This window comes from Aneurinibacillus thermoaerophilus (assembly GCF_900099925.1).
Classification (GTDB): Bacteria; Bacillota; Bacilli; order Aneurinibacillales; family Aneurinibacillaceae; genus Aneurinibacillus; species Aneurinibacillus thermoaerophilus.
In genome coordinates this window covers 103400-121931 of the sequence record NZ_FNDE01000003.1, presented here as the reverse complement: position 1 = coordinate 121931, position 18532 = coordinate 103400, and the positions used below count along the sequence as shown (strand labels likewise).

General features: G+C 44.6%; 24 protein-coding genes and 1 pseudogene. 18 read left to right on the top strand and 7 right to left on the bottom strand.

The window, feature by feature from the left end; all coding sequences use genetic code 11:
- Positions 1 to 426: 426 nt before the first annotated feature.
- Positions 427 to 684, bottom strand: a complete 258-nt coding sequence (locus BLR88_RS03020; protein ID WP_057899031.1) for a hypothetical protein — start codon at positions 682 to 684, stop codon at positions 427 to 429.
- Between the two features lie 6 nt (positions 685 to 690).
- Complete coding sequence (locus BLR88_RS03015; RefSeq protein WP_091259901.1) at positions 691 to 990, bottom strand: helix-turn-helix domain-containing protein; 300 nt, start codon at positions 988 to 990, stop codon at positions 691 to 693.
- A gap of 141 nt (positions 991 to 1131) precedes the next feature.
- Here BLR88_RS03015 and BLR88_RS03010 point away from each other — a divergent pair, with 141 nt between their 5' ends.
- From BLR88_RS03010 to BLR88_RS02990, 9 genes and pseudogenes are all read left to right on the top strand, one after another.
- The gene (locus tag BLR88_RS03010) at positions 1132 to 1338 is read left to right on the top strand and encodes a helix-turn-helix domain-containing protein (RefSeq protein ID WP_057899030.1); all 207 of its coding nucleotides are present in this window, start codon (positions 1132 to 1134) and stop codon (positions 1336 to 1338) included.
- Between the two features lie 4 nt (positions 1339 to 1342).
- Positions 1343 to 1489 (top strand): hypothetical protein, encoded by a 147-nt coding sequence (locus BLR88_RS19340; protein WP_156424054.1) that lies wholly within the window; start codon positions 1343 to 1345, stop codon positions 1487 to 1489.
- 69 nt (positions 1490 to 1558) lie between these two features.
- Entirely contained in the window at positions 1559 to 1732 is a 174-nt protein-coding gene (locus tag BLR88_RS19335; protein WP_175493546.1) for a hypothetical protein, read from the top strand.
- 55 nt (positions 1733 to 1787) lie between these two features.
- The gene (locus tag BLR88_RS19330; RefSeq protein ID WP_156424052.1) at positions 1788 to 1964 is read left to right on the top strand and encodes a hypothetical protein; all 177 of its coding nucleotides are present in this window, start codon (positions 1788 to 1790) and stop codon (positions 1962 to 1964) included.
- A gap of 43 nt (positions 1965 to 2007) precedes the next feature.
- Positions 2008 to 2133, top strand: coding sequence for a hypothetical protein (locus BLR88_RS20310; RefSeq protein WP_257721568.1), 126 nt, complete (start codon positions 2008 to 2010; stop codon positions 2131 to 2133).
- A 12-nt stretch (positions 2134 to 2145) separates the two neighbouring features.
- Positions 2146 to 2457, top strand: a complete 312-nt coding sequence (locus BLR88_RS03005) for a hypothetical protein (RefSeq protein ID WP_057899029.1) — start codon at positions 2146 to 2148, stop codon at positions 2455 to 2457.
- A gap of 343 nt (positions 2458 to 2800) precedes the next feature.
- Positions 2801 to 2998: a hypothetical protein gene (locus BLR88_RS03000; RefSeq protein ID WP_091259899.1), complete on the top strand. Its 198-nt coding sequence runs from the start codon at positions 2801 to 2803 to the stop codon at positions 2996 to 2998.
- A 146-nt stretch (positions 2999 to 3144) separates the two neighbouring features.
- A pseudogene (locus BLR88_RS02995) lies at positions 3145 to 3764 on the top strand (recombinase RecT); the annotation flags it as partial.
- Between the two features lie 229 nt (positions 3765 to 3993).
- Positions 3994 to 4572 carry an OmpA family protein gene (locus BLR88_RS02990; protein ID WP_091259897.1) on the top strand — a complete coding sequence of 193 codons (579 nt, stop codon included), beginning with the start codon at positions 3994 to 3996 and terminating at the stop codon, positions 4570 to 4572.
- 354 nt (positions 4573 to 4926) lie between these two features.
- Here the strand turns inward: BLR88_RS02990 and BLR88_RS02985 are convergent, their stop codons facing one another.
- Complete coding sequence (locus BLR88_RS02985; RefSeq protein WP_057899026.1) at positions 4927 to 5121, bottom strand: hypothetical protein; 195 nt, start codon at positions 5119 to 5121, stop codon at positions 4927 to 4929.
- A 107-nt stretch (positions 5122 to 5228) separates the two neighbouring features.
- On the opposite strand from BLR88_RS02985, the gene BLR88_RS02980 reads away from it, so the two are divergent.
- Positions 5229 to 5474, top strand: a complete 246-nt coding sequence (locus BLR88_RS02980; RefSeq protein WP_057899025.1) for a hypothetical protein — start codon at positions 5229 to 5231, stop codon at positions 5472 to 5474.
- Positions 5475 to 5565: 91 nt separating this feature from the next.
- Here BLR88_RS02980 and BLR88_RS02975 read toward each other — a convergent pair whose 3' ends face one another.
- Complete coding sequence (locus BLR88_RS02975; RefSeq protein WP_091259895.1) at positions 5566 to 5922, bottom strand: group I truncated hemoglobin; 357 nt, start codon at positions 5920 to 5922, stop codon at positions 5566 to 5568.
- Positions 5923 to 6257: 335 nt separating this feature from the next.
- Between BLR88_RS02975 and rarD the strand changes: the two genes are divergently transcribed.
- The gene (gene rarD, locus BLR88_RS02970; protein ID WP_057899023.1) at positions 6258 to 7214 is read left to right on the top strand and encodes an EamA family transporter RarD; all 957 of its coding nucleotides are present in this window, start codon (positions 6258 to 6260) and stop codon (positions 7212 to 7214) included.
- Between the two features lie 335 nt (positions 7215 to 7549).
- Here rarD and BLR88_RS02965 read toward each other — a convergent pair whose 3' ends face one another.
- Complete coding sequence (locus BLR88_RS02965; RefSeq protein WP_057899022.1) at positions 7550 to 8470, bottom strand: LysM peptidoglycan-binding domain-containing protein; 921 nt, start codon at positions 8468 to 8470, stop codon at positions 7550 to 7552.
- Between the two features lie 59 nt (positions 8471 to 8529).
- Between BLR88_RS02965 and BLR88_RS02960 the strand changes: the two genes are divergently transcribed.
- Entirely contained in the window at positions 8530 to 9309 is a 780-nt protein-coding gene (locus BLR88_RS02960; RefSeq protein WP_057899021.1) for an alpha/beta hydrolase family protein, read from the top strand.
- A 145-nt stretch (positions 9310 to 9454) separates the two neighbouring features.
- Positions 9455 to 9712 (top strand): GlsB/YeaQ/YmgE family stress response membrane protein, encoded by a 258-nt coding sequence (locus BLR88_RS02955; RefSeq protein ID WP_057899020.1) that lies wholly within the window; start codon positions 9455 to 9457, stop codon positions 9710 to 9712.
- A 69-nt stretch (positions 9713 to 9781) separates the two neighbouring features.
- Here the strand turns inward: BLR88_RS02955 and BLR88_RS02950 are convergent, their stop codons facing one another.
- Together BLR88_RS02950 and BLR88_RS02945 are read right to left on the bottom strand one after the other, a co-directional pair.
- Positions 9782 to 10741 carry an MBL fold metallo-hydrolase gene (locus tag BLR88_RS02950; protein WP_062731156.1) on the bottom strand — a complete coding sequence of 320 codons (960 nt, stop codon included), beginning with the start codon at positions 10739 to 10741 and terminating at the stop codon, positions 9782 to 9784.
- Positions 10742 to 10908: 167 nt separating this feature from the next.
- Positions 10909 to 11895, bottom strand: a complete 987-nt coding sequence (locus BLR88_RS02945; protein ID WP_057899018.1) for a type I phosphomannose isomerase catalytic subunit — start codon at positions 11893 to 11895, stop codon at positions 10909 to 10911.
- A gap of 640 nt (positions 11896 to 12535) precedes the next feature.
- Between BLR88_RS02945 and BLR88_RS02940 the strand changes: the two genes are divergently transcribed.
- The 5 genes from BLR88_RS02940 (at position 12536) to BLR88_RS02920 (ending at position 18519) form a co-directional block, all read left to right on the top strand.
- Positions 12536 to 13579 (top strand): nucleotidyltransferase family protein, encoded by a 1044-nt coding sequence (locus tag BLR88_RS02940; protein ID WP_057899017.1) that lies wholly within the window; start codon positions 12536 to 12538, stop codon positions 13577 to 13579.
- Positions 13576 to 14790: a glycosyltransferase family 4 protein gene (locus BLR88_RS02935; protein WP_057899016.1), complete on the top strand. Its 1215-nt coding sequence runs from the start codon at positions 13576 to 13578 to the stop codon at positions 14788 to 14790. Before BLR88_RS02940 ends, BLR88_RS02935 begins: the two co-directional genes overlap by 4 nt.
- Positions 14771 to 15889 carry a hypothetical protein gene (locus tag BLR88_RS02930; RefSeq protein WP_057899015.1) on the top strand — a complete coding sequence of 373 codons (1119 nt, stop codon included), beginning with the start codon at positions 14771 to 14773 and terminating at the stop codon, positions 15887 to 15889. Before BLR88_RS02935 ends, BLR88_RS02930 begins: the two co-directional genes overlap by 20 nt.
- Entirely contained in the window at positions 15873 to 17291 is a 1419-nt protein-coding gene (locus tag BLR88_RS02925) for a phosphomannomutase/phosphoglucomutase (protein ID WP_057899014.1), read from the top strand. The genes BLR88_RS02930 and BLR88_RS02925 overlap by 17 nt, the downstream gene beginning before the upstream one ends.
- A 307-nt stretch (positions 17292 to 17598) precedes the next feature.
- Complete coding sequence (locus tag BLR88_RS02920; RefSeq protein WP_236781862.1) at positions 17599 to 18519, top strand: ROK family protein; 921 nt, start codon at positions 17599 to 17601, stop codon at positions 18517 to 18519.
- The last annotated feature ends 13 nt before the right edge of the window (positions 18520 to 18532 follow it).

The window sequence follows — 18532 nt, the reverse complement described above, 5'->3', positions numbered from 1 at the left end:
AATGTTTTATTTTTCCATACCAAAGGTGTAAATAAAAACGACTTCTTAATAAAAAGCAAGGGAAGTCGCCATCAATTCTAGCTGTTAATTATTCTGTTTTTCTAAATTATCAAGGCGAATATTGAGTTTTTTAGAAAATACCTTGCTGAAAAAGAGTTATCAGAGAGTGATTTTGCAACAGTAATCGGGGGAGCGCATCGTACCGTAAATCGCATACTTAATGGTAAGCATAATCCTGGTAGCAAGTTTATTGTCTGTGTCCTAAGAAATTGTGAAAATATAACCTTTGAACAGGCATTTTCTTATACATTTTCATTACCAAAAGGTAATAAAAACAACTCTAAATCAGCCTGAAAGAAGGTGAGAGCATGAACATCGAGCAGCATCTTGCTGAACTAGGGAAGGAAGTCACCAAATAGATGATAGCTACTTGATACGCTTGAGTTCGCGCAGTTCGGTTTCTTGTTCCAGGGAGCGAAGAGCAAGCGATTCAAGGATTTTATCTTGGCGTTCTTGCCCTTCAATAAGGCGAGCAAGTAAATCATCGTGTTTTTGTAGTGTCTCTTTTAGTTCTGTTACATCACCTTGTATGTGCGCTACATCCATCTTAAGTTGTTCGAGCGTGGCGCTTTGTACGTCCAAACGTTCGATAATTTTGTTCAGTAAAACTTTTGTTTCATCCATAAGAGATCATCCTTTCAAAGTTTGTAGAAATGTGGTTAACGCTTTCCGTTCCTTTGGTGTGAGTTTCTTGGCAGTCTCGATGAGTTGCAGGAGGTCGGGGGGCAGGTTGGGGGTATATCCAAAAAATTCCCCCAACGTTACATCCAGTGCTTCGCAAATTGATGTCAGCTTATCAATAGATGGTGTGGTTCTGCCTTTTTCTATATCGCTTAAATAAGGTTGTGAAATATGAGCTTTTTTTGCAAGTTCAACTACCTTCATACCTTTTAAAGTTCGTAAGTCTTTAACTCTTTGTCCAATATCCAAAATAATCACCCACCTATCATTATATAGCTGACAACTATATAAAAACAGAAAAACTGAATAAAAAATATCGTAAATAACTATCTTTTTTCTTTTTATATCGCTGAAAACGATATAATAGAAAGTGAAAAGAGGCTGACAGCGATGAAGAAAGTCAGAATGGTGAGAAACAGCAAAGACATGACTCAAAATGAACTTGCTGATAAAGCTGGAATCGCTCAAGCATACCTGAGTGAAATTGAAACTGGTAAAACCATTCCGTCAATACCAGTTTTAAGACGCATCGCCAAAGCTCTCGGCATAATGGTCGCCGAACTGCTGGATGATGAAACAAACAGCCTAAGGAGGTGAAACCTTGAAAACGACTGAGCAACGTCTCGCTGAGCTGGAAGCTCGAGTTGAGAAGTTGGAAGCCGCTATCGGAAGAACTCAAACTTGCCAAAATCCTAGTTCTTCCGAATACCATAATTCGACAGGGAGAGAGGAAAATCTTACAAATTAATAAGTTTAAATCACAGGGCAGTCCTCGTTGTCCTACACCATATCTTTAAGCAAGAAGGGAGGGGAGGATATGAAGCAATCCAAGACGATCATCATTTTCAACACACCTCCAGAAGAACTTTTTAAGCAGTACTTTGACTATCTTGTAAACTCGGGTATCCCCGAGCGTGTATTGGCAGCTGAAGCAGAAGAAAGAGCCAAACAGCAAGAGAAGTCCAAGCCCACTACGCCTACTACCGGGTGAATCCCGGAATTTTTCTTCGGGACAAGCCTTTAAACGAAGGAAAGGAGGTCAGTGCATGAACCACCAAGCCGAAGAACTTCGCAAAGAAAGCGAAGAAATCAGTCGCGGCATCGATCGGGTTTTTGCACAGCGCACGCCGGAGCAAAAGCAACAAGAGCTGGCACGACTGATCGAAGCTGCTCATCGACTACTGGGAAACGCCCGGCGGGTGAAAGGTGGTGAAAGGAGATAGTTGGCTTCTACTTTTATTATCCTATCGAAAGGGGGGGGGAGCCATGTACCGAGAGTGTAGAAATTGCGCCGGACTTAGCATCGAGGTTGCATCTGAAGAAATCGGAGTGGCGCCACGGACGCTTAATAGCACAAATGGAGACGGTAGAAGAATGGGGGCAGGAAGTTAGGAGGGTGTTGCGATGAGCTGGAATATACGTATACAGGAAGTGCTAGAACGGACGGCTGACTACGATATGAGCTTGATGGATGCCGAACAAAACGAAGCCTATCAACATCGTCTGGAACTGAATCGAATCAAACTAGAAATGCAAGAAGCCAAGAAAGAAGCTGATGAGTTCTTGAAGTTGGCTGAGGCATATAAAGCAGCAGGGGAAGAGAAAGGATATCTAGCAGCATGGTCATATCACAAATTGAATCTGCGGCGCTATCATGATTTGTCACTTTATTACATGAAAAAAGCTGCCGAGTGCGGGAACACTCAAACAGCTTAGCAGAAATGGTCACAAAAATCATAACACACGTTCGTGTGTACGGCAAGCTCGGGCTTGCTGTAGGGGCCGGGAATTCCACCTCTTAACCACATCTTTTCTCTCTGCCTGGCTCCTACAGCACTTCCGAAAGGAGGGATGAGCTATGAAGTAAAGACATAAGCCCTTTGCCTTCCAACCTTTACTATCTTACAGGGCGATGCCCTGACTTTTTAGCCCATAGGACAAGCCTACAGTCGGTGTAAGTTCGACAGGGGGCCACCACAACAAGAACTACATAGGCGCAGCTAAAGGGCTGCAACGCCAGTGTAGGGGTAGGGGCGCTGGCACGAAAGGGGGTTAGAATATGACGAACTTAGACAGGTTTTCTCAAGGTCTTCCAGACCCAAAAGAAGCGCGAGTCGTTGGTGAATGCATCACTTGCGGCGGTGGAGTCTATGAAGAAGAACTGGTTTGGGAGACAGATGAAGGTTTGTTGCATGACAGACGCGATTGCATCAGGGAGTACATTGCTGATTTTGCAATCCAAAAGGTTGCAGGGTAATCAAAAATGACCTGCGGCAACAGGTCATAATCACTTTGATAATCGGTTACTTAAATCTTATCACGAACGCTCTTTGAAAATCAAATAGGAGGCAAAACGATGCAAGCAAATACTCGTCGCCGAATGGAAAACCATAATACATCACATCCATTATCAATTTATATAACAGTGAAACATCATTGCAAAAATGCGAATCGATGAGCATTGTTTCTTCTGCAATCGTTGCTGCTACATTGGATTTGCCGATTGACAAAAATTTAGGGTATGCCTGGATTATCCCTTACGGAAACAAAGCACAATTTCATCTGGGGTACAAAGGATACATTCAATTGGCCTTGCGGTCTGCTCAATATCGGTATATCAATGTGACTCCCTCTACGAAGGTGAACTTAAAAAGTGGAATCCTCTTACTGAAGAAATCGACATTGATTTTGAATCACGAGCCTCGGATGTCGTAATCGGATATGCAGCTTATTTCGAACTGTTAAACGGATTTAGAAAAACCGTCTACTGGACGAAAGAACAGGTTGAAAAGCATAGGAAAAGATTCAGTAAATCGGATTTTGGGTGGAAAAACGATTGGGATGCTATGGCCATGAAAACTGTGCTTAAATCCCTTTTGTCTAAGTGGGGCATCTTATCTGTCGAAATGCAGAAGGCTGTTGTAGAAGATAAGGATGAGCGTGAGCTAAAGGACGTTACTAGCGAGTCACATGCCGACATGATAGAAGTCGAAGGGATGACAGTAGGTGGAGTCTTAATCTAATAACCAAAAAAGCGTAGCCAATAGTTACGCTTTTTTCTTTGGTAGAAAACATATGGAGGTGTGTAAGTTGTATCGATTTTATTTTGGAACCTTATCCGTATTACTAAAAACCATATTAAATTAAATGGCCAATAGTAACACATTAGATAAAAAAGGAATAAAAAGTAACTTTTTATCTTTTATTTGTTATTATTAAGGAAACTTCTATTAGCAAAGGGAGGAGTAAAAAGTGTTAAACCATAAAAATGTAATGTTTTTATTTTTACTTTCTTTTTTGTTGCTTTCTGCATGTGCGGAAAAGGAGCAACAAACATCTGTACCAGAAATAAATGCTCCTAAACTAGAAGCTCCTAAACTAGAAGTTCCTAAACTAGAAGTTCCTAAACTAGAAGCCCCTAAGTTTGATGTACCAAAATTAAAGGCACCTGATCTCTCTGTAACATCTGATAATAAACAAATTAAAATTCGAATTCCTGATACCGTTCTCTTTGACTTTGATAAGAGTGAATTAAAGCCATCAGCAAAAGTTGTATTAAATGAGATAGGTGAAGTTTTTAAAAAGTACGAAGGAGCAAAAATAGAAATAAATGGGCATACTGATAACATAGGTGAGGAGGCATATAATAAATCACTTTCTGAACGAAGGGCAAAAGAGGTTAGCAATTATTTAAAGGAAACCTATGAAGAAGAGAACCTTCATATAAGAACAAAAGGGTATGGCGAAAGCCAACCCATTGCGCCTAATGATACTGAAGAAAACCGGCAAAAAAATCGACGTGTTGAAATTGTTATTGAGCCTAAAATGTAACAAAATAAATTACGGTAAGCATATATACAGCTTAAAGCCTGATAATAAATCACTACATAATTTCAAGTATTTAAAAAGGAATTATCATTATATATAGGGAAAAAACTGCTACAGTCAATGTAGCTGCCGGGGCAGAGTTGTTATCGTATAAATATCTTGAGAATAGAGGGTTTGCAAAATTAGAAAGAGTAAAGGATAGCGAAAAATACAAACTGGTTATTCCACCTGTAGGAATTTAATTTCTAAAACAACATGAAGAATAAATGTGCATAATTGCGAAAAGGCATCGGATAATTCCGGTGCTTTTTGTTTTATCTTAGAGATAAAACGCATAAAAAAGAGGGGCTGCCACCCCTATGCTTCCTGCGCGATATTCGTTTCTATGTAGCAATACGGACAGCGTTTAAAAGGATTATATCCTACTGACCAATCGTCCACGTCCGTATCAACGTGGTGATTGTCTCGCATTTTCTCGATGTTGCACTTGGATGTAATATTTGCGCTGACATGAACCTCTCTCTTGTAGACATTCACGATATACGTAGCCAAAGTATCACCTCCTGCTACATTCTTCGATAAGGAGTGAGGAAAAAGCTAGCGCGTACGGTATTCAGCCAGATAGCGCAGGAGAAACCAGTCCGTATCATCATCCATACATGATTCCCGTAGCGAAAGCAGACAAAATCATCGCCCTCATCCAAGCAGAATGGAAAGAGAAGGATGAACAAATGAAGCAATATCAGAAAATGTGGCAAGAAGAAAACGCGAAGCCGGACAAGTGTCAGCAGAAGCTGGACGAGTACCACAGAGCAGCAGAGGCGCTGCGTAAGGATATGAAAGAGCTTGGTGAGCTGGCTGACGAGGTGAGGAAGGCGTCAGGTAGGAAGACCGTGAATAGCTGACCATATCGAGCATTTTCTCGAAATGTTTGCGAAAATACCCTACTACCCTTTATTGGGTGGTAGGGTTTTGTATTTATAAAAGAATGAGATACTATTTATATATAATATCTTCTCGTAAGTTTTCCACCTTTTCTAATGCTTGGGCTATATCATCTTCATCAACACCAAAATGTGCAAGAGCATCACGAAGATGTCTAACGATAGCATCGAAGTGAGCAGGCTGTATATTCATTCCTTCGTGCACCTTTGCCATAGACCCACCAGTGTATTGATTGGGTCCGCCTAATGCGAAGCTAATAAACTTCGTTTGATGTCGGCGCTGCTTTTCCATGTCCGTGTTTTTGAAAAAATGGTTCACGGTATCATCTGCTAAAACTAAATCATAGAAGTAGTCCACCACTTTAGCAATTGTCTCTTCGCCGCCAAGCCTTTCGTATAATGTGCTCATATGAACCTCCCTTTGGATAAAACAGTCAATATATATATTTTCACGAAGCGGTCTGAATCATTCACTGAATCGAGAATTTCAATTTGAAGAAAAACGACTTATCTGAATTTAACTTTTTTCATGTTTACATATGCAAAGTTATGGGATACATAATTTCTTTCCTATGCGTAACTGTAAGAATATCAAGTAAGTACCAACATCCTCCACATAGGAGCCATACCTGATGAAGTTGCAAACGGGCCTTTATATTTGTAAATTTTTACTTTATTGTTCTATAATGAAAAGATAAGATTGTACCAGGAGGAATGAAATAAAATACAGGGAGGGGGAATATAATGAAACATGAGGAAGAAGAGAGAGAAAAAGCGGCCGGTGTCGCCTACATCGTTATTGCATATGTTGTGTGGGGATTGTTGCCGCTTTATTGGAAGTATCTTGATGATATTCCTGCTTTTGAGATTTTGGCGCATCGAATTTTCTGGTCTTTCGTATTTGTCGTCTTTCTTTTGTTTTTCTATCGGCGCTGGAATGTATTTGCAACTGCGTTTAAGAACAGAAATAACCTTCTGTTTGCTTTTTTCAGTTCCGTTTTAATTAGCGCGAACTGGTTTGTTTATATATGGGGGGTTAACAACGGGCATGTAGTTGAAGCAAGTCTGGGATATTATATTAATCCGTTGCTTAATGTGGTGCTCGGTGTGCTGGTGCTGCGCGAACGCCTGACAGGATGGCAGATAACTGCGCTGGCGCTCGCGAGCGTTGGTGTGGCGATTTTGACGGTGCAGCACGGCAGAATTCCATGGATTGCTGTCGCGCTGGCGACTACCTTTGCGCTGTATGGCCTTGTGAAGAAAAAGGCGCAGACGGAGGCGCTGGTTGGTCTAGTCCTTGAAACCGCCTTTATGGCTCCGCTTGCGCTTATGTATATTCTGTTGCTGGAAACGCGGGGAAGCGGAGCGCTTGGATATGGTTCCAGCCTTACGCTGCTGATGTTGGTTGGCACGGGCGTTGTGACGGCGCTGCCGCTGCTTTGGTTTGCCAAGGGTGCGCGTGTCGTGCCGCTATCAACGATCGGCTTTATTCAATATGTATCGCCTACGATTAGCTTGTTAATTGGGGTGTTTGTGTTTAAAGAAGCTTTTACTTTTGTTCATTTGGTCAGTTTTTCGCTGATTTGGAGCGCGCTTCTGTTGTATTCCTTGTCGTACACGAATGTGTTGTCCCCGCTTTCCCGCTATCGAAAGCCGGGTTCGTATTCCGGGCAATTGCGCGAAAAAAAACACTTTCACTAATGATGTGAAAGTGTTTTTTCGCGCGTTTATTTTTTACAAATAATGAGAAAAATCTTTTCATTACTTCACATAAGAAAAAGGCTGTCCCCTCTTTGTGCTCGCATACAGTAAAGCAGGGAGGGAGCGGTATAATGTGGATAAAAGATGAAAAAAGTGTACTCGGCGAGTAGGCGGTATGGGAGTTTTTTGAATTTTTGCTACGGACCGGATTGCCGCAGCGCGTCGCCGCTGCGAAGCAAGAGGAGCGGAGGGAGGAAGGAGATGGAGAAAAGGAGAAATAAGCGTAAAATTTATGTAGGGTGGTATAGGATGTGGACGTAAGATCGTTCCATTTTTTATTTATGAATGCTTATGCGACGGAGTGGGCCTCCACTCCATCCCCATTCATATGTCATAATGATCACGAAATCGACGATGCGGCCGTGGGCGGCGTAATCATGTGCACCATGCCATTCGCCTGTTTTGAGATCGGACGATTTCGGGGCGAGCGCGGTGGACACGAGCAGGCCGTTGTTATGCATAAACGCGGTCAGGCGTTCTAGAAACGCATTGTATAAATTTCGTTGCTCTGGATAAATCCGTTCGAAGTTCACGTTGATGGCGCGGTAGCCTTTTTCCTTCGCGACCCGCAGCACGTTGTTAAATAGGCGGTTTTCCAGTGTGCGATTGGTAAAAATGGCGCTTGTAATCTCTGCTCTGAAGTTTCCCTCTGCAAAGTTCGTAATGACCATCATCGGCGCCACATTATTTTGCAGCGCAGCTTGGATTACGGACGTGTCGTTTATCGGCTCCAGCGAAGCGTCGGACCTTACATGATAGCTAAAAACGGACAGATATGTAAGGTGCGGCGCTGTTTGCCGGACAATCGGGACGTCACGGTTCGGAGCACGCGGCTCAATGTAGCCATTTGTTCCGATTGTTCCGTATTTTTTGCTTACGGAAGGGATAAGCAACACTTGACCAGGCGTGAGAACGTAGGGCGGCGGCAGCGGATTGAGCGTCAGCAGCGCGTCTACGCTGACCCCATAGCGGTTGGCGATGGACCAGAGCGAGTCGCCGGGCCTAACCGTATGTCGTCTGACCCTGGTTGGAATGACAAGCGTCTGGCCGACGACGAGACGATCTGGTGTTCTCCACTCATTAACGAGCGCAATTTCCGCCGGATCGACGCCGTATGCTTGGCCGATAGACCAGAGCGAGTCGCCTGGTTTTACAACATAAATATCCAGAAAGCATCCACTCCTTATTTTTTTCATGATATATTATTCGGCAACAGCCTATTTGGTGCCATTTTTTAGCAGAAGGAGGGATTTTTATGTTGATTTCCCGCATCGCTCTGCCTTCGTCCTTGCCCGATGTAAGCGTCTACCACATTCTGTACAAGTCGGGTGATGCGGTTGTGGCCGGATATTTAGCCCGCCCAAAGGCGCCTGACATATATCCGGGGCTTGTATACTGTCGTGGAGGAATTCGCCGGGTCGGTATGGTACAAATCACATGGATTGAGCATATGGCAGCTTGCGGCTTTGTCGTATGCGCCCCTTCTTATCGCGGGAATGAGGGCGGGGAAGGACATGATGAATTCGGCGGCGCGGACCGCGAGGATGTGTATGGCGCGTTTGATTTGCTTGCACATTTGTCGTGGGTGGACAAAAAGCGCCTCGCGGTTATCGGTTTTTCCCGGGGCGCGATGGGCGCGTTTCTCGCCGCGGCGGAGATGAACTTTGTGCGTGCCGTCGTTTCCTGGGGAGGGGTGGTCGATTTGCATCTTACATACGAAGAGCGCGCAGATTTACGCCGGATGCTCAGACGAGTGGTCGGTCATCCGGTTAAGGACGCGCGCGCCTATATGGAACGTTCAGCGCTGTACCGGGCTGAAGACATCACATGTCCTGTCCTTTTTATTCAGGGAGGAAAAGACGAACAGGTAAGTCCCCGTCATGCGCGCTACATGATAGAACGGCTTGAGCGCCTCGGCAAGCCGTTTACGGCTTGGTATTATCCGCAGTATGGGCACCACTTTCCAAAGGCAGCTCATTATGGAACGATCAGTGAGGCATGCCATTGGCTGAAAGACGTATTGTCGGTCCCATGAAGGGATTACCGAATGAAAAAAATGATAAAATTTTTGAGATTTAGAAATAATATGTTTTCCACTATATGTATGTTACGATTTTAAGATCTAGGTGAATACTAACGATACCACGGTAGAAAGCTATAGGAAAAAGGAGGACACACATATGGCATTTCTCTGGTCTTTGATTGTAGGCGGGATTATCGGCTGGTTGGCAAGCCTAATTGCCGGACGTGACATCCCGGGGGGAGTTATCGGTAACATTATCGCGGGTTTTGTCGGCGCCTGGATTGGTTCAGCGCTGTTTGGTAACTGGGGGCCGGTTATTGGCGGGTTTGCGATCATTCCGGCGGTTATCGGCGCAATTATCGTGGCGTTTGTAGTTAGCTTTATTTTGCGCAGCATGGGTCGCGCTACGAAATAAACAGCTGCGCCAAGAGAAAAACAAAAGAGCCTGCATCCGAAAATTTGGATGCGGGCTTTTCTCATCTGCTTACTTTTGGGAGCGTACTTTGGTCTCCATATAATGGAACATACCTTTTGCGTTCATCTGGATATCGAACTCGAATGTTTTTAGAATTGGATCGTTTTCCGGTACGCCCATTTTGACTAATTCGTTATGGAAGTAGCGGCGTAAACGCTCAGCCACATGCTCCCAGGTCGCATGTTCCGCATATGCCTCTTCGGCGATGCGGGCATACATATTTGTCCGTTCGATATTTTCCGCAATGATGCGTTGCGCGTCCGCATGACGGCCATAATGAGTCATATATATTTGTTCTACATCCAGGTTGGCGAAGCGGCGCAACGTGGCGCTCATTGCTTCCGGGTCAAATTGTGTGGGCGACGAGCTTGGCGTATAGAAGTCAACACCGAATGTTTCTTTTAACCAAGGAAAGCTGATGCCGATGGCGTCACCGCTGAACAATCCTTTACTTACCGGATCGTACACTACAAAATGGTGGTATGCATGCCCCGGACTGTCATAAAATACGAGCGTACGATTATCGTCGATGGCAAGCTCCATTCCGTCTTCCGCGATCATCATTCGCTCTTTTGCAATCGGTATGATCGGGGTAAACAGGCGGTCAAAATCGTCGCCATACACTTGTTTCGCGCCTGCAATTAATTTCGCAGGGTTCATCATATGTTTCGCGCCGCGCGGGTGAACCACCAGCTTGGCGTTTGGCAGTTTTTCGAGCAATAGTCCGGCTCCTCCCGCATGGTCAAGATGAATATGCGTTACGATAACGTATGTAATTTGTGCGGGGGCCACACCCAGCTCTTCAAGCGCGGCGAGCACACGTGGAACGGAAACGCTTGCGCCCATTTCTACGACCGTTTTTTGCTCGCTGTCAATAAAGTAGCCGGTTGAACGACCTTGCTGCATGCGATCCACAAGTTCAATCTGGTATATATTGTCACCGAGATTTACAATATGATTTGTTTTCACTACCATATCTCCTATCATTTTGATTTTTCTAAATTTACTTTATTATAACATAAAGAGCTTGTATATAAGCAAAGTTGAAATGATCACCACAGCGACATTCGGCCTGGAAGTGGTCGTGGTGCGCGAAGGTAAATAATGAGGATACGAAGATGGTAGCCGTGGATAACTTAATAGAATGTTCTGAGAAGAGATAATTGTTCCTTTGTGTGGATGTGATAGCCGTTACACGTACTCGGAATCAAAATCGTGTCGCCGCGTCTTAGTTCCAAATTCTCGCTGTTCGTATCGGTTTCGAGCACACCGCTTCCTTCCGCCACGATCAGTATGTCTGGATTCCCTTTTTTTCCGAGTGATAGGTCACATCCCCCATTTTTAATCAAAAGTTTCTCGATCGAAAAATAAGGGCATGTCAGTAGATGTTCATGTTTCATAGTAGATGTCTTCGAGATAAAAAAGCGCTCCTGGTTCGATTGTGTTGCCAGCGGATTGGAGTTATCGTAAATCATCACATCTGCCGCTTTATCAATATGTAGCTCTCGGCTTTTTCCGTTTTTGTCCACGCGCTCCCAATCGTATACACGATATGTAATATCAGACGTTTGTTGAATTTCGATCAAAATGGTTCCGGATAGTAAAGCATGAAGAGTTTGCGCAGGGACGAAAATCAGCTCGTCTTTTGTAATCTCTTTCGTTTGCAAAAAATAGGGAACTTGTTTCTCTGCAATAGCCCGTAGATATTCTTCCTTATTCTTGAACGTATGACCGTACACGATTTTCGCATTCGGTTTATGTTCCAGGATGTACCATGCCTCGGTTTTTCCAAAGTCACTTTCGACTTCCTTCGCGTAGCAATCGTTCGGATGGATTTGGACGGATAAATCTTCACGGGCCTCAATGAATTTAATAAGCAGGGGAAAACGATCCTGTGGAGAATGGCCTAAATAGTCCTGGGGAAATTCTTCCGTTAATTGAACGAGTGTTTTTCCGGAAAGAGGTCCGTTCATGACAACGCTCATTGCATTGGGATGACTGGATAACACCCAGTATTCCCCAATAGGCTTTGAAGTGCGTACATCAAACCACTCTTTTAATTGGTTTCCACCCCAAATTCGTTCTTGTGGAATAGGAAAGAACTTGACAGGATATGCCTTCATGTTTCATCACCCTACCGATGGATTTTTGAAAAATTCAACAGTCAGGATTAGAAAGATGAAGCAAAACAGCCTAATGCGAGCATTAAGGCGGTTTTTCCTACCATGTATTGGAATTTAGGAGAGGAAAGGTATTTATATTTTTATATCTAGTATGTTTATTCAATCAATTCAACAACGAAAAAAGAAAATGAAGCACAAATAAGGCTTATTTTTTGCAAAAAAAATGGATTTGTTTCTTTTTTCTCTTGCTGACATGCAAAAAAAATGAATCGTATTCAATGGAAAACTAAGCAGGCGTAAACAAGAAAAAAATTTATATTTCAAGAAAAAAATAAATGATTTTGCAAGGAATCGACAGAAAATAGTCAAACATTAACATTGATCGCCGTTGTAAAGAATACGAATGATTTTTATATTATTGTTAGCAGCCGTTTTATATGAGTGCTAATAAGTTGCGTGAGAGAAAATTTCATAAACAGTGGTAAGGTTTTCTCTTTGTTCTCGTTTGAACGTACATACTTTATTGTTAGATTCCCATTGTTGCTAAATTTATCAGATGAACCAGCTTCCATGTAAAGTCTTTCTTCTTGCATTTTCTGCTATTTTTAAACTTTATAACATTATGTAGGAGATGATGTAGATGAAAGCATTGCTGTTGGCTGGCGGATTGGGAACGCGTCTAAGACCGTTGACGGAGAATTTGCCGAAACCGATGGCGCTGATCGGAAATCGGCCGTGGTTAGAGCATCTCATACTGCATTTGAAGAGCGAAGGAATTGCTGATTTTGTGATCGCGGTGAAGCACTATCCAGAGATGATTCGTGATTATTTAGGTGACGGAACTTCATTAGGTGTGCGCATTCAATACGCAGTCGAAGAAACGTTGCTTGGTACGGCGGGCGCGATCAAAAATGCACAGGAGTTTTTGGATGATCGTTTCCTTGTTGTGAATGCCGATATTGTTCATCAAGTGGCTATCCAGCCTTTGCTGGATTTTCATCTGGAGCACGGAGGAGCGGTCACGATCGGATTGACTGAGGTTAAAGATCCTTCGCAGTACGGCGTGGTCGAGCAGGATCCGTTTGGGCAAATTGTCCGTTTTGTGGAGAAACCGAGTAAAGAAGAGGCTCCTTCCAACCGCATCAATGCCGGTATTTATGTAATGGAAAAAACGGTGTTGGAGTGGATTCCGAAAGGGGAAGAGGTATCGATCGAAAGAGAGACGTTTCCGCTATTGATCGAAAAGGGAATGAGAGTCTACGGTAAAGTCATTGATGGTTATTGGCTCGATATGGGAACGAAAGAACGCTACCGTAAGGTTCACTGGGACCTATTGGAGCGAAAGTTCAGGCTTCCTTTGGGAGGAAAGGAAGAAGAAAATGGCATCTGGATCGGTGAAAATACGAAAATTGGGTCAGGGGTGTTGTTTGTTCCGCCGGTGCTTATTGGAAATCGTGTGAAAATTGGTGATCGCAGCGTGATCGGGCCTTATGCGGTCATAGGGGACCACTGTGAAATCGGGCAAAACGTCCGCTGCTCGGAAACGATTATGTGGAACAGATGCAGGGTTCACAATGCTACACAGTTGAAGAACTGCATTTTTGGCTACGACCTGGAGTTAGGTTCCAAGCATATTCTTTATGAGGCCGTAATGAATCGATGGGCAGGTGGATTACAAGGATGAACGGTATAGCCTATGTAAGTACGTATATTCCAAAAAGATGCGGTTTGGCAACGTATACCCACCATCTAAGGCAAAACGTGAAGGCGGCAAAAGGATGGAAAGGGTTAGATCCGGTTATCGTTATGATCGGATCTAAGGAACAATCGATGTACCAAGAGCCTGATCCAGCTCTTTGGCCTTTGTTGCGTGATAAAAAAGAAGCGTATACCAAAATGGCCAGAAAAATTAACAACAGTCATGTTTCGCTCGTCTCGCTGCAGCATGAATTCGGTATTTTCGGCGGTCATGCGGGCGAGTATATTCTTGAATTTATTGAAAACGTAAAGAAGCCGCTCGTTACTACTTTTCATACGGTTTTTCAAAAGCCGGAAGAACCCTATCGTTCCATTCAACAAGTGATCGCGCAAAGAAGCGACCGTATTGTCGTAATGAATCGAAAGGCGATTCCATATTTAGTGGACGCTTTTTCGATACCGGAAGACAAAATTGTTTTTATTCCACATGGCACTCCGGTTCCGGAACCCGAAAAAAGGGAGCAGTTCAGGGAGCAACTGCAATGGACAGGCCGAAAGGTTTTGCTTACGTTCGGACTTCTAAGCAGGGGAAAAGGAATTGAAATGCTCCTGCACACATTATCAATGGTTGTAAAAGTGGTGCCTGATATACTGTATGTCATTGTTGGTCAAACACATCCTGAGGTAAAGAAACGGGAAGGCGAATCGTATCGGCAAGAGTTGCAGGAACTGATCCGCGAAAAAGGGTTAGAGCAACACGTGCTGATGATCGATCGGTATGTAGCGGAAGAGGACTTGGTGAAGTATATAACGGCATGCGATCTCTATGTCACTCCTTATCCGGGAATGCAGCAGATTACGAGCGGAACGCTCGCCTATGCCGTAGGATTGGGACGACCTGTAGTGACAACTCCTTACACGTATGCGCAAGACCTGTTACGAGGTTATGAAGAATTGTTGGTTCCGTACAAAGATTACACCGCCTGGGCGCAAAAACTGATCCGGCTTCTTTCCAATCCAGACGAATTAAGACAATGGGAAAAAAGGATGGAGCAAATCGGGCGAACGATGCACTGGCCGCATGTGGGAGCGGAATACGCCCGCCTTTTTGCCCGGGTCGCGCAAACGGCTCAGACGCTTTCACCTCGGGGAGAAGGGCAAAGAGAGGTGAAAGAAATTGTATCCTTATACAGTTAGTTTTCGCCATCTGGAACGGATGACGGATGACACGGGGCTGTTGGAGCATAGCTTAGGAATGATTCCCCGGCGCAAAGAGGGGTATACAACCGACGATAATGCGAGGGCGTTGTGGGTTTGTCTCGAGTGGCTTCATTATTATTCGTTAATCCCCAACGAGTCGCAAAAAGAAAAGCTTTTTCATCTTATTGACCGGTACCTGGCTTTCCTGTTATGGGCACAGCGTGAGGACGGCCATTTTCATAATAACTTCGCATATGATCGGACACCGGAACCAGAACGTCCTTCCGACGATTGTCTTGGGCGAGCGCTTTGGGCAAGTGCGATTACGATCGTCAAATTAAGGCATGATCAAGAGCGCTTGCTTGCAGCTGAACAGATATTCGATAAAGGAATGGAACCATGCGCCCAGATGGCTTATCCCCGTGGATGGGCTTATGCGCTCGCAGCATGCAGCTTACTGGCAGGTAATCTCACCAAAATTAAGGAAACGCTGGAGCGCTGGGGGGCGGGAATGGAATCCGTTTTACGCTCCCGTGTAAGACTTTTTGAAAATAAATTAACGGAACTTTATCGCTGTCACGCCCGGGCTGGATGGCATTGGTTTGAACCGGTGATGACCTACAGTAATGGTGCTTTTCCGTGGGCGATGCTTCATGCTTATAACGTCACGGAAAAACAGGAAACACGCCAGATTGCCAAAGAAAGCCTTGATTTTTTGATTGAGAAAATGACCGCGCCTCAGGGGTGGATCAGACCCATTGGGAACAGGGGCTGGTGTACGGAAGAGACGAGAAGCAAGTGGGATCAACAGCCGATCGAAGTGATGAAATTGGCGCTGGCCTCAGCGCAGGCGTATCGGGTACTGGGAGATCTTATATATTGGGAAGTGCTTAACAAATGCCGTTCTTGGTTTTACGGAAATAATGACTGGCAAACGCCGCTGGTTAATTTCCAGGAAGGTAGCTGCCATGACGGTTTAACACCGAAAGGAATCAATGGAAATCAAGGTGCTGAATCGACGATCGCGTACTTGCTAACGGAGGCCAACTATTCCATTTTGAAATTGGAGGTTGAGGCAAATGTCTGTTGTGTCTGAGAATGCTGTGATGCCCGCTCACGTTTTTAGGGAATATGACATAAGAGGAAAAGCGGGAGCGGATATTGATCAGCGGTTCGCGTATCTGTTAGGCAGAGCTTTTGGCGACAAAGTGAAAAAAAGAGGAGTAAGTCAGGCCGTAGTTGCAAGGGATAACCGAACGTCTTCACCGGAATTGCATCGTGCTTTAATTAGTGGGCTTCATCGGTCAGGTTGCGAAGTGATTGATGTTGGTGAAGTGACGACCCCGATGTTTTACTACGCGTTGGAACATTTTAATATATCGTGCGGGGTAATTATCACCGCAAGTCATAATCCGGGGGACGAAAACGGATTTAAAATTGCGATGGATAAGACTACCATTTACGGAAGTGCCATTCAACAATTGAAGACGGTGATGAAGGAGCTTAACGCTTCGGAAGCGATACCGGATTCATTTGATTGGGATAAGAATTTGTTGAAACCACGCGATATTGAAACCCCTTATTTGCATATGCTGCGGGAAAAAATCAAGCTGGGGCCGAGAAAATTGAAAGTGGTTGCTGACTGTGGAAACGGAACCCCGTCGCCTTTTGTGCCGAAGGCGTTAAAGGCTTGGGGATGCGACGTCATACCGTTATATTGTGAATCTGACCCGAGCTTTCCGAATCATCATCCCGATCCGGTCGACCCGAAAAATTTGCAGGATTTAATTTCTAAAGTAAAGGAAGAACAGGCGGATCTCGGTATCGCTTTTGACGGCGATGGTGACCGCCTTGGAGTGGTGGATGAGAAAGGACACATATTATGGGGCGATCAGCTCATGATTTTGTTTTGGCGTGAAATTTTGCCGAAGTATCCTGGATGCGAAGCGCTGGTGGAAGTTAAATGTTCCCAGGGGCTGGTTGAGGAGATCGAGCGGTTGGGAGGGAAGCCGGTCTTTCACCGGACGGGACACTCCCATATTAAAGCGACGATGAAAAGAATCAACACGCCTTTTACCGGAGAAATGTCGGGACACTTGTTTTTCCGTGACGAGTACTACGGTTTTGACGACGCACTTTATGCGGCGGGAAGATTGTTACGCATTCTGTCGCACAGCGAGCGTCGTTTGTCTGATTTATTTTCGGATGTGCCCCAATATTTTTCTACCCCTGAAACGAGAGTCCCATGTGAGGAAGGGCAAAAGCAGCCGGTACTGGAGCAGGTCAAACGGCATTTCAGCGGGAAGCATGATATTATTGATGTCGACGGAGTAAGGGTTTTATTCGGAGACGGCTGGGGATTGATACGAAGTTCCAACACTCAACCGATTTTGGTGTTGCGAGCGGAAGCCGAATCAGAACAGGGTTTGAAGCGGATCAAGAAAAAAATGGAAAAGGCGCTTCATGCGGCATGTTCTGACCTTTTTATTTCTTGGTGACAGGCATAAACTGATCAAACATGAAAAAGGAGTCCTACCTTTTGATAAATCCTGTGAGCTTTAAGGGAGGACTCCTTTTTTGTTAGCAGGCCAAGTTGATTTTGTTGGATAGGCGGAAGGATTGATTTATTTTAACGGCACTTGATATTTATATTTATATTATGAGATGGTGGATTCCAAGCTTGGGATCGCTATGTTTAATGCTATGTATAGAATAAATGTACATATTTTTTATTTATATCAGCGTTTTCGGCTTTCGGGTCGTGAGATTTCTAGAATTGGAACTTTGGTACAAGGGGGTATGGAGGTGAAAGTGAAACCTTTCGCTGTTGGAGTAGATATCGGAGGAACGAAAGTGGCGATTGGAATCATCGATGCCAAGGGCTGTGTTGCCGCATCGACGATAATTCCAACGAATGTATCGATCCTTGCGACGGAAATGGTTGCACAAATTGCAGAACACATTTTACGCCTGCTTGATAAGAAGGGAATAACAATGGAACAAGTTGCAGGAATTGGCATCGGTGCCCCGGGACCTTTAGACGCAAAACAGGGTAAGTTGATTTGCCCGGTGAATTTGCCGTCTTGGGACGATTTTTGCGTAGTTGAAGAACTAAAGCGAAAAAATTCGGTTCCGGTCCTGCTTCAGAATGACGCAAATTGTGCCGCTCTTGCCGAAAATTGGGCAGGTAATGCCCAAGGGTGCGAGCATTTTATCTATTTGACCATTAGCACCGGAATTGGGGCCGGTGTAGTTATCGATAAAAAATTGGTTTCCGGCTATCGCGGGAATGCGGGCGAGGTCGGCCATATCGTGATTGATCCGGCACAGGGAAGATGCGCTTGCGGACAGAAAGGCTGCTTTGAGTGGGTTGCATCAGGAACAGCGATTGCCAGGCGCGCGTCCGAGGTGATGGGAACGAAGCTTACGACAAAAGAGGTGTTTGCCCTTTACCGAAAGAACGAACCTCGGATCGTACCTCTAATCGAGGAAACATTTACATATATTGGCATGGGATGCGTCGCTTTAATTAATTTGTTTGATCTGGAGAGGATCGTGATCGGCGGCGGTGTAGCGGAAGTGCGATCCTCTATTTGCAGCGGTTCGAAAGTATGTGAGAAACCATACGCTAAACCCGGCGGCACGCAATACTCCGATCGTTCCAGCGCTGTTGAAAAAAGATGCGGGAATGATCGGCGCAGCCGCTTTGATACATGTAAACTTTGAAAAATGAGGAAGG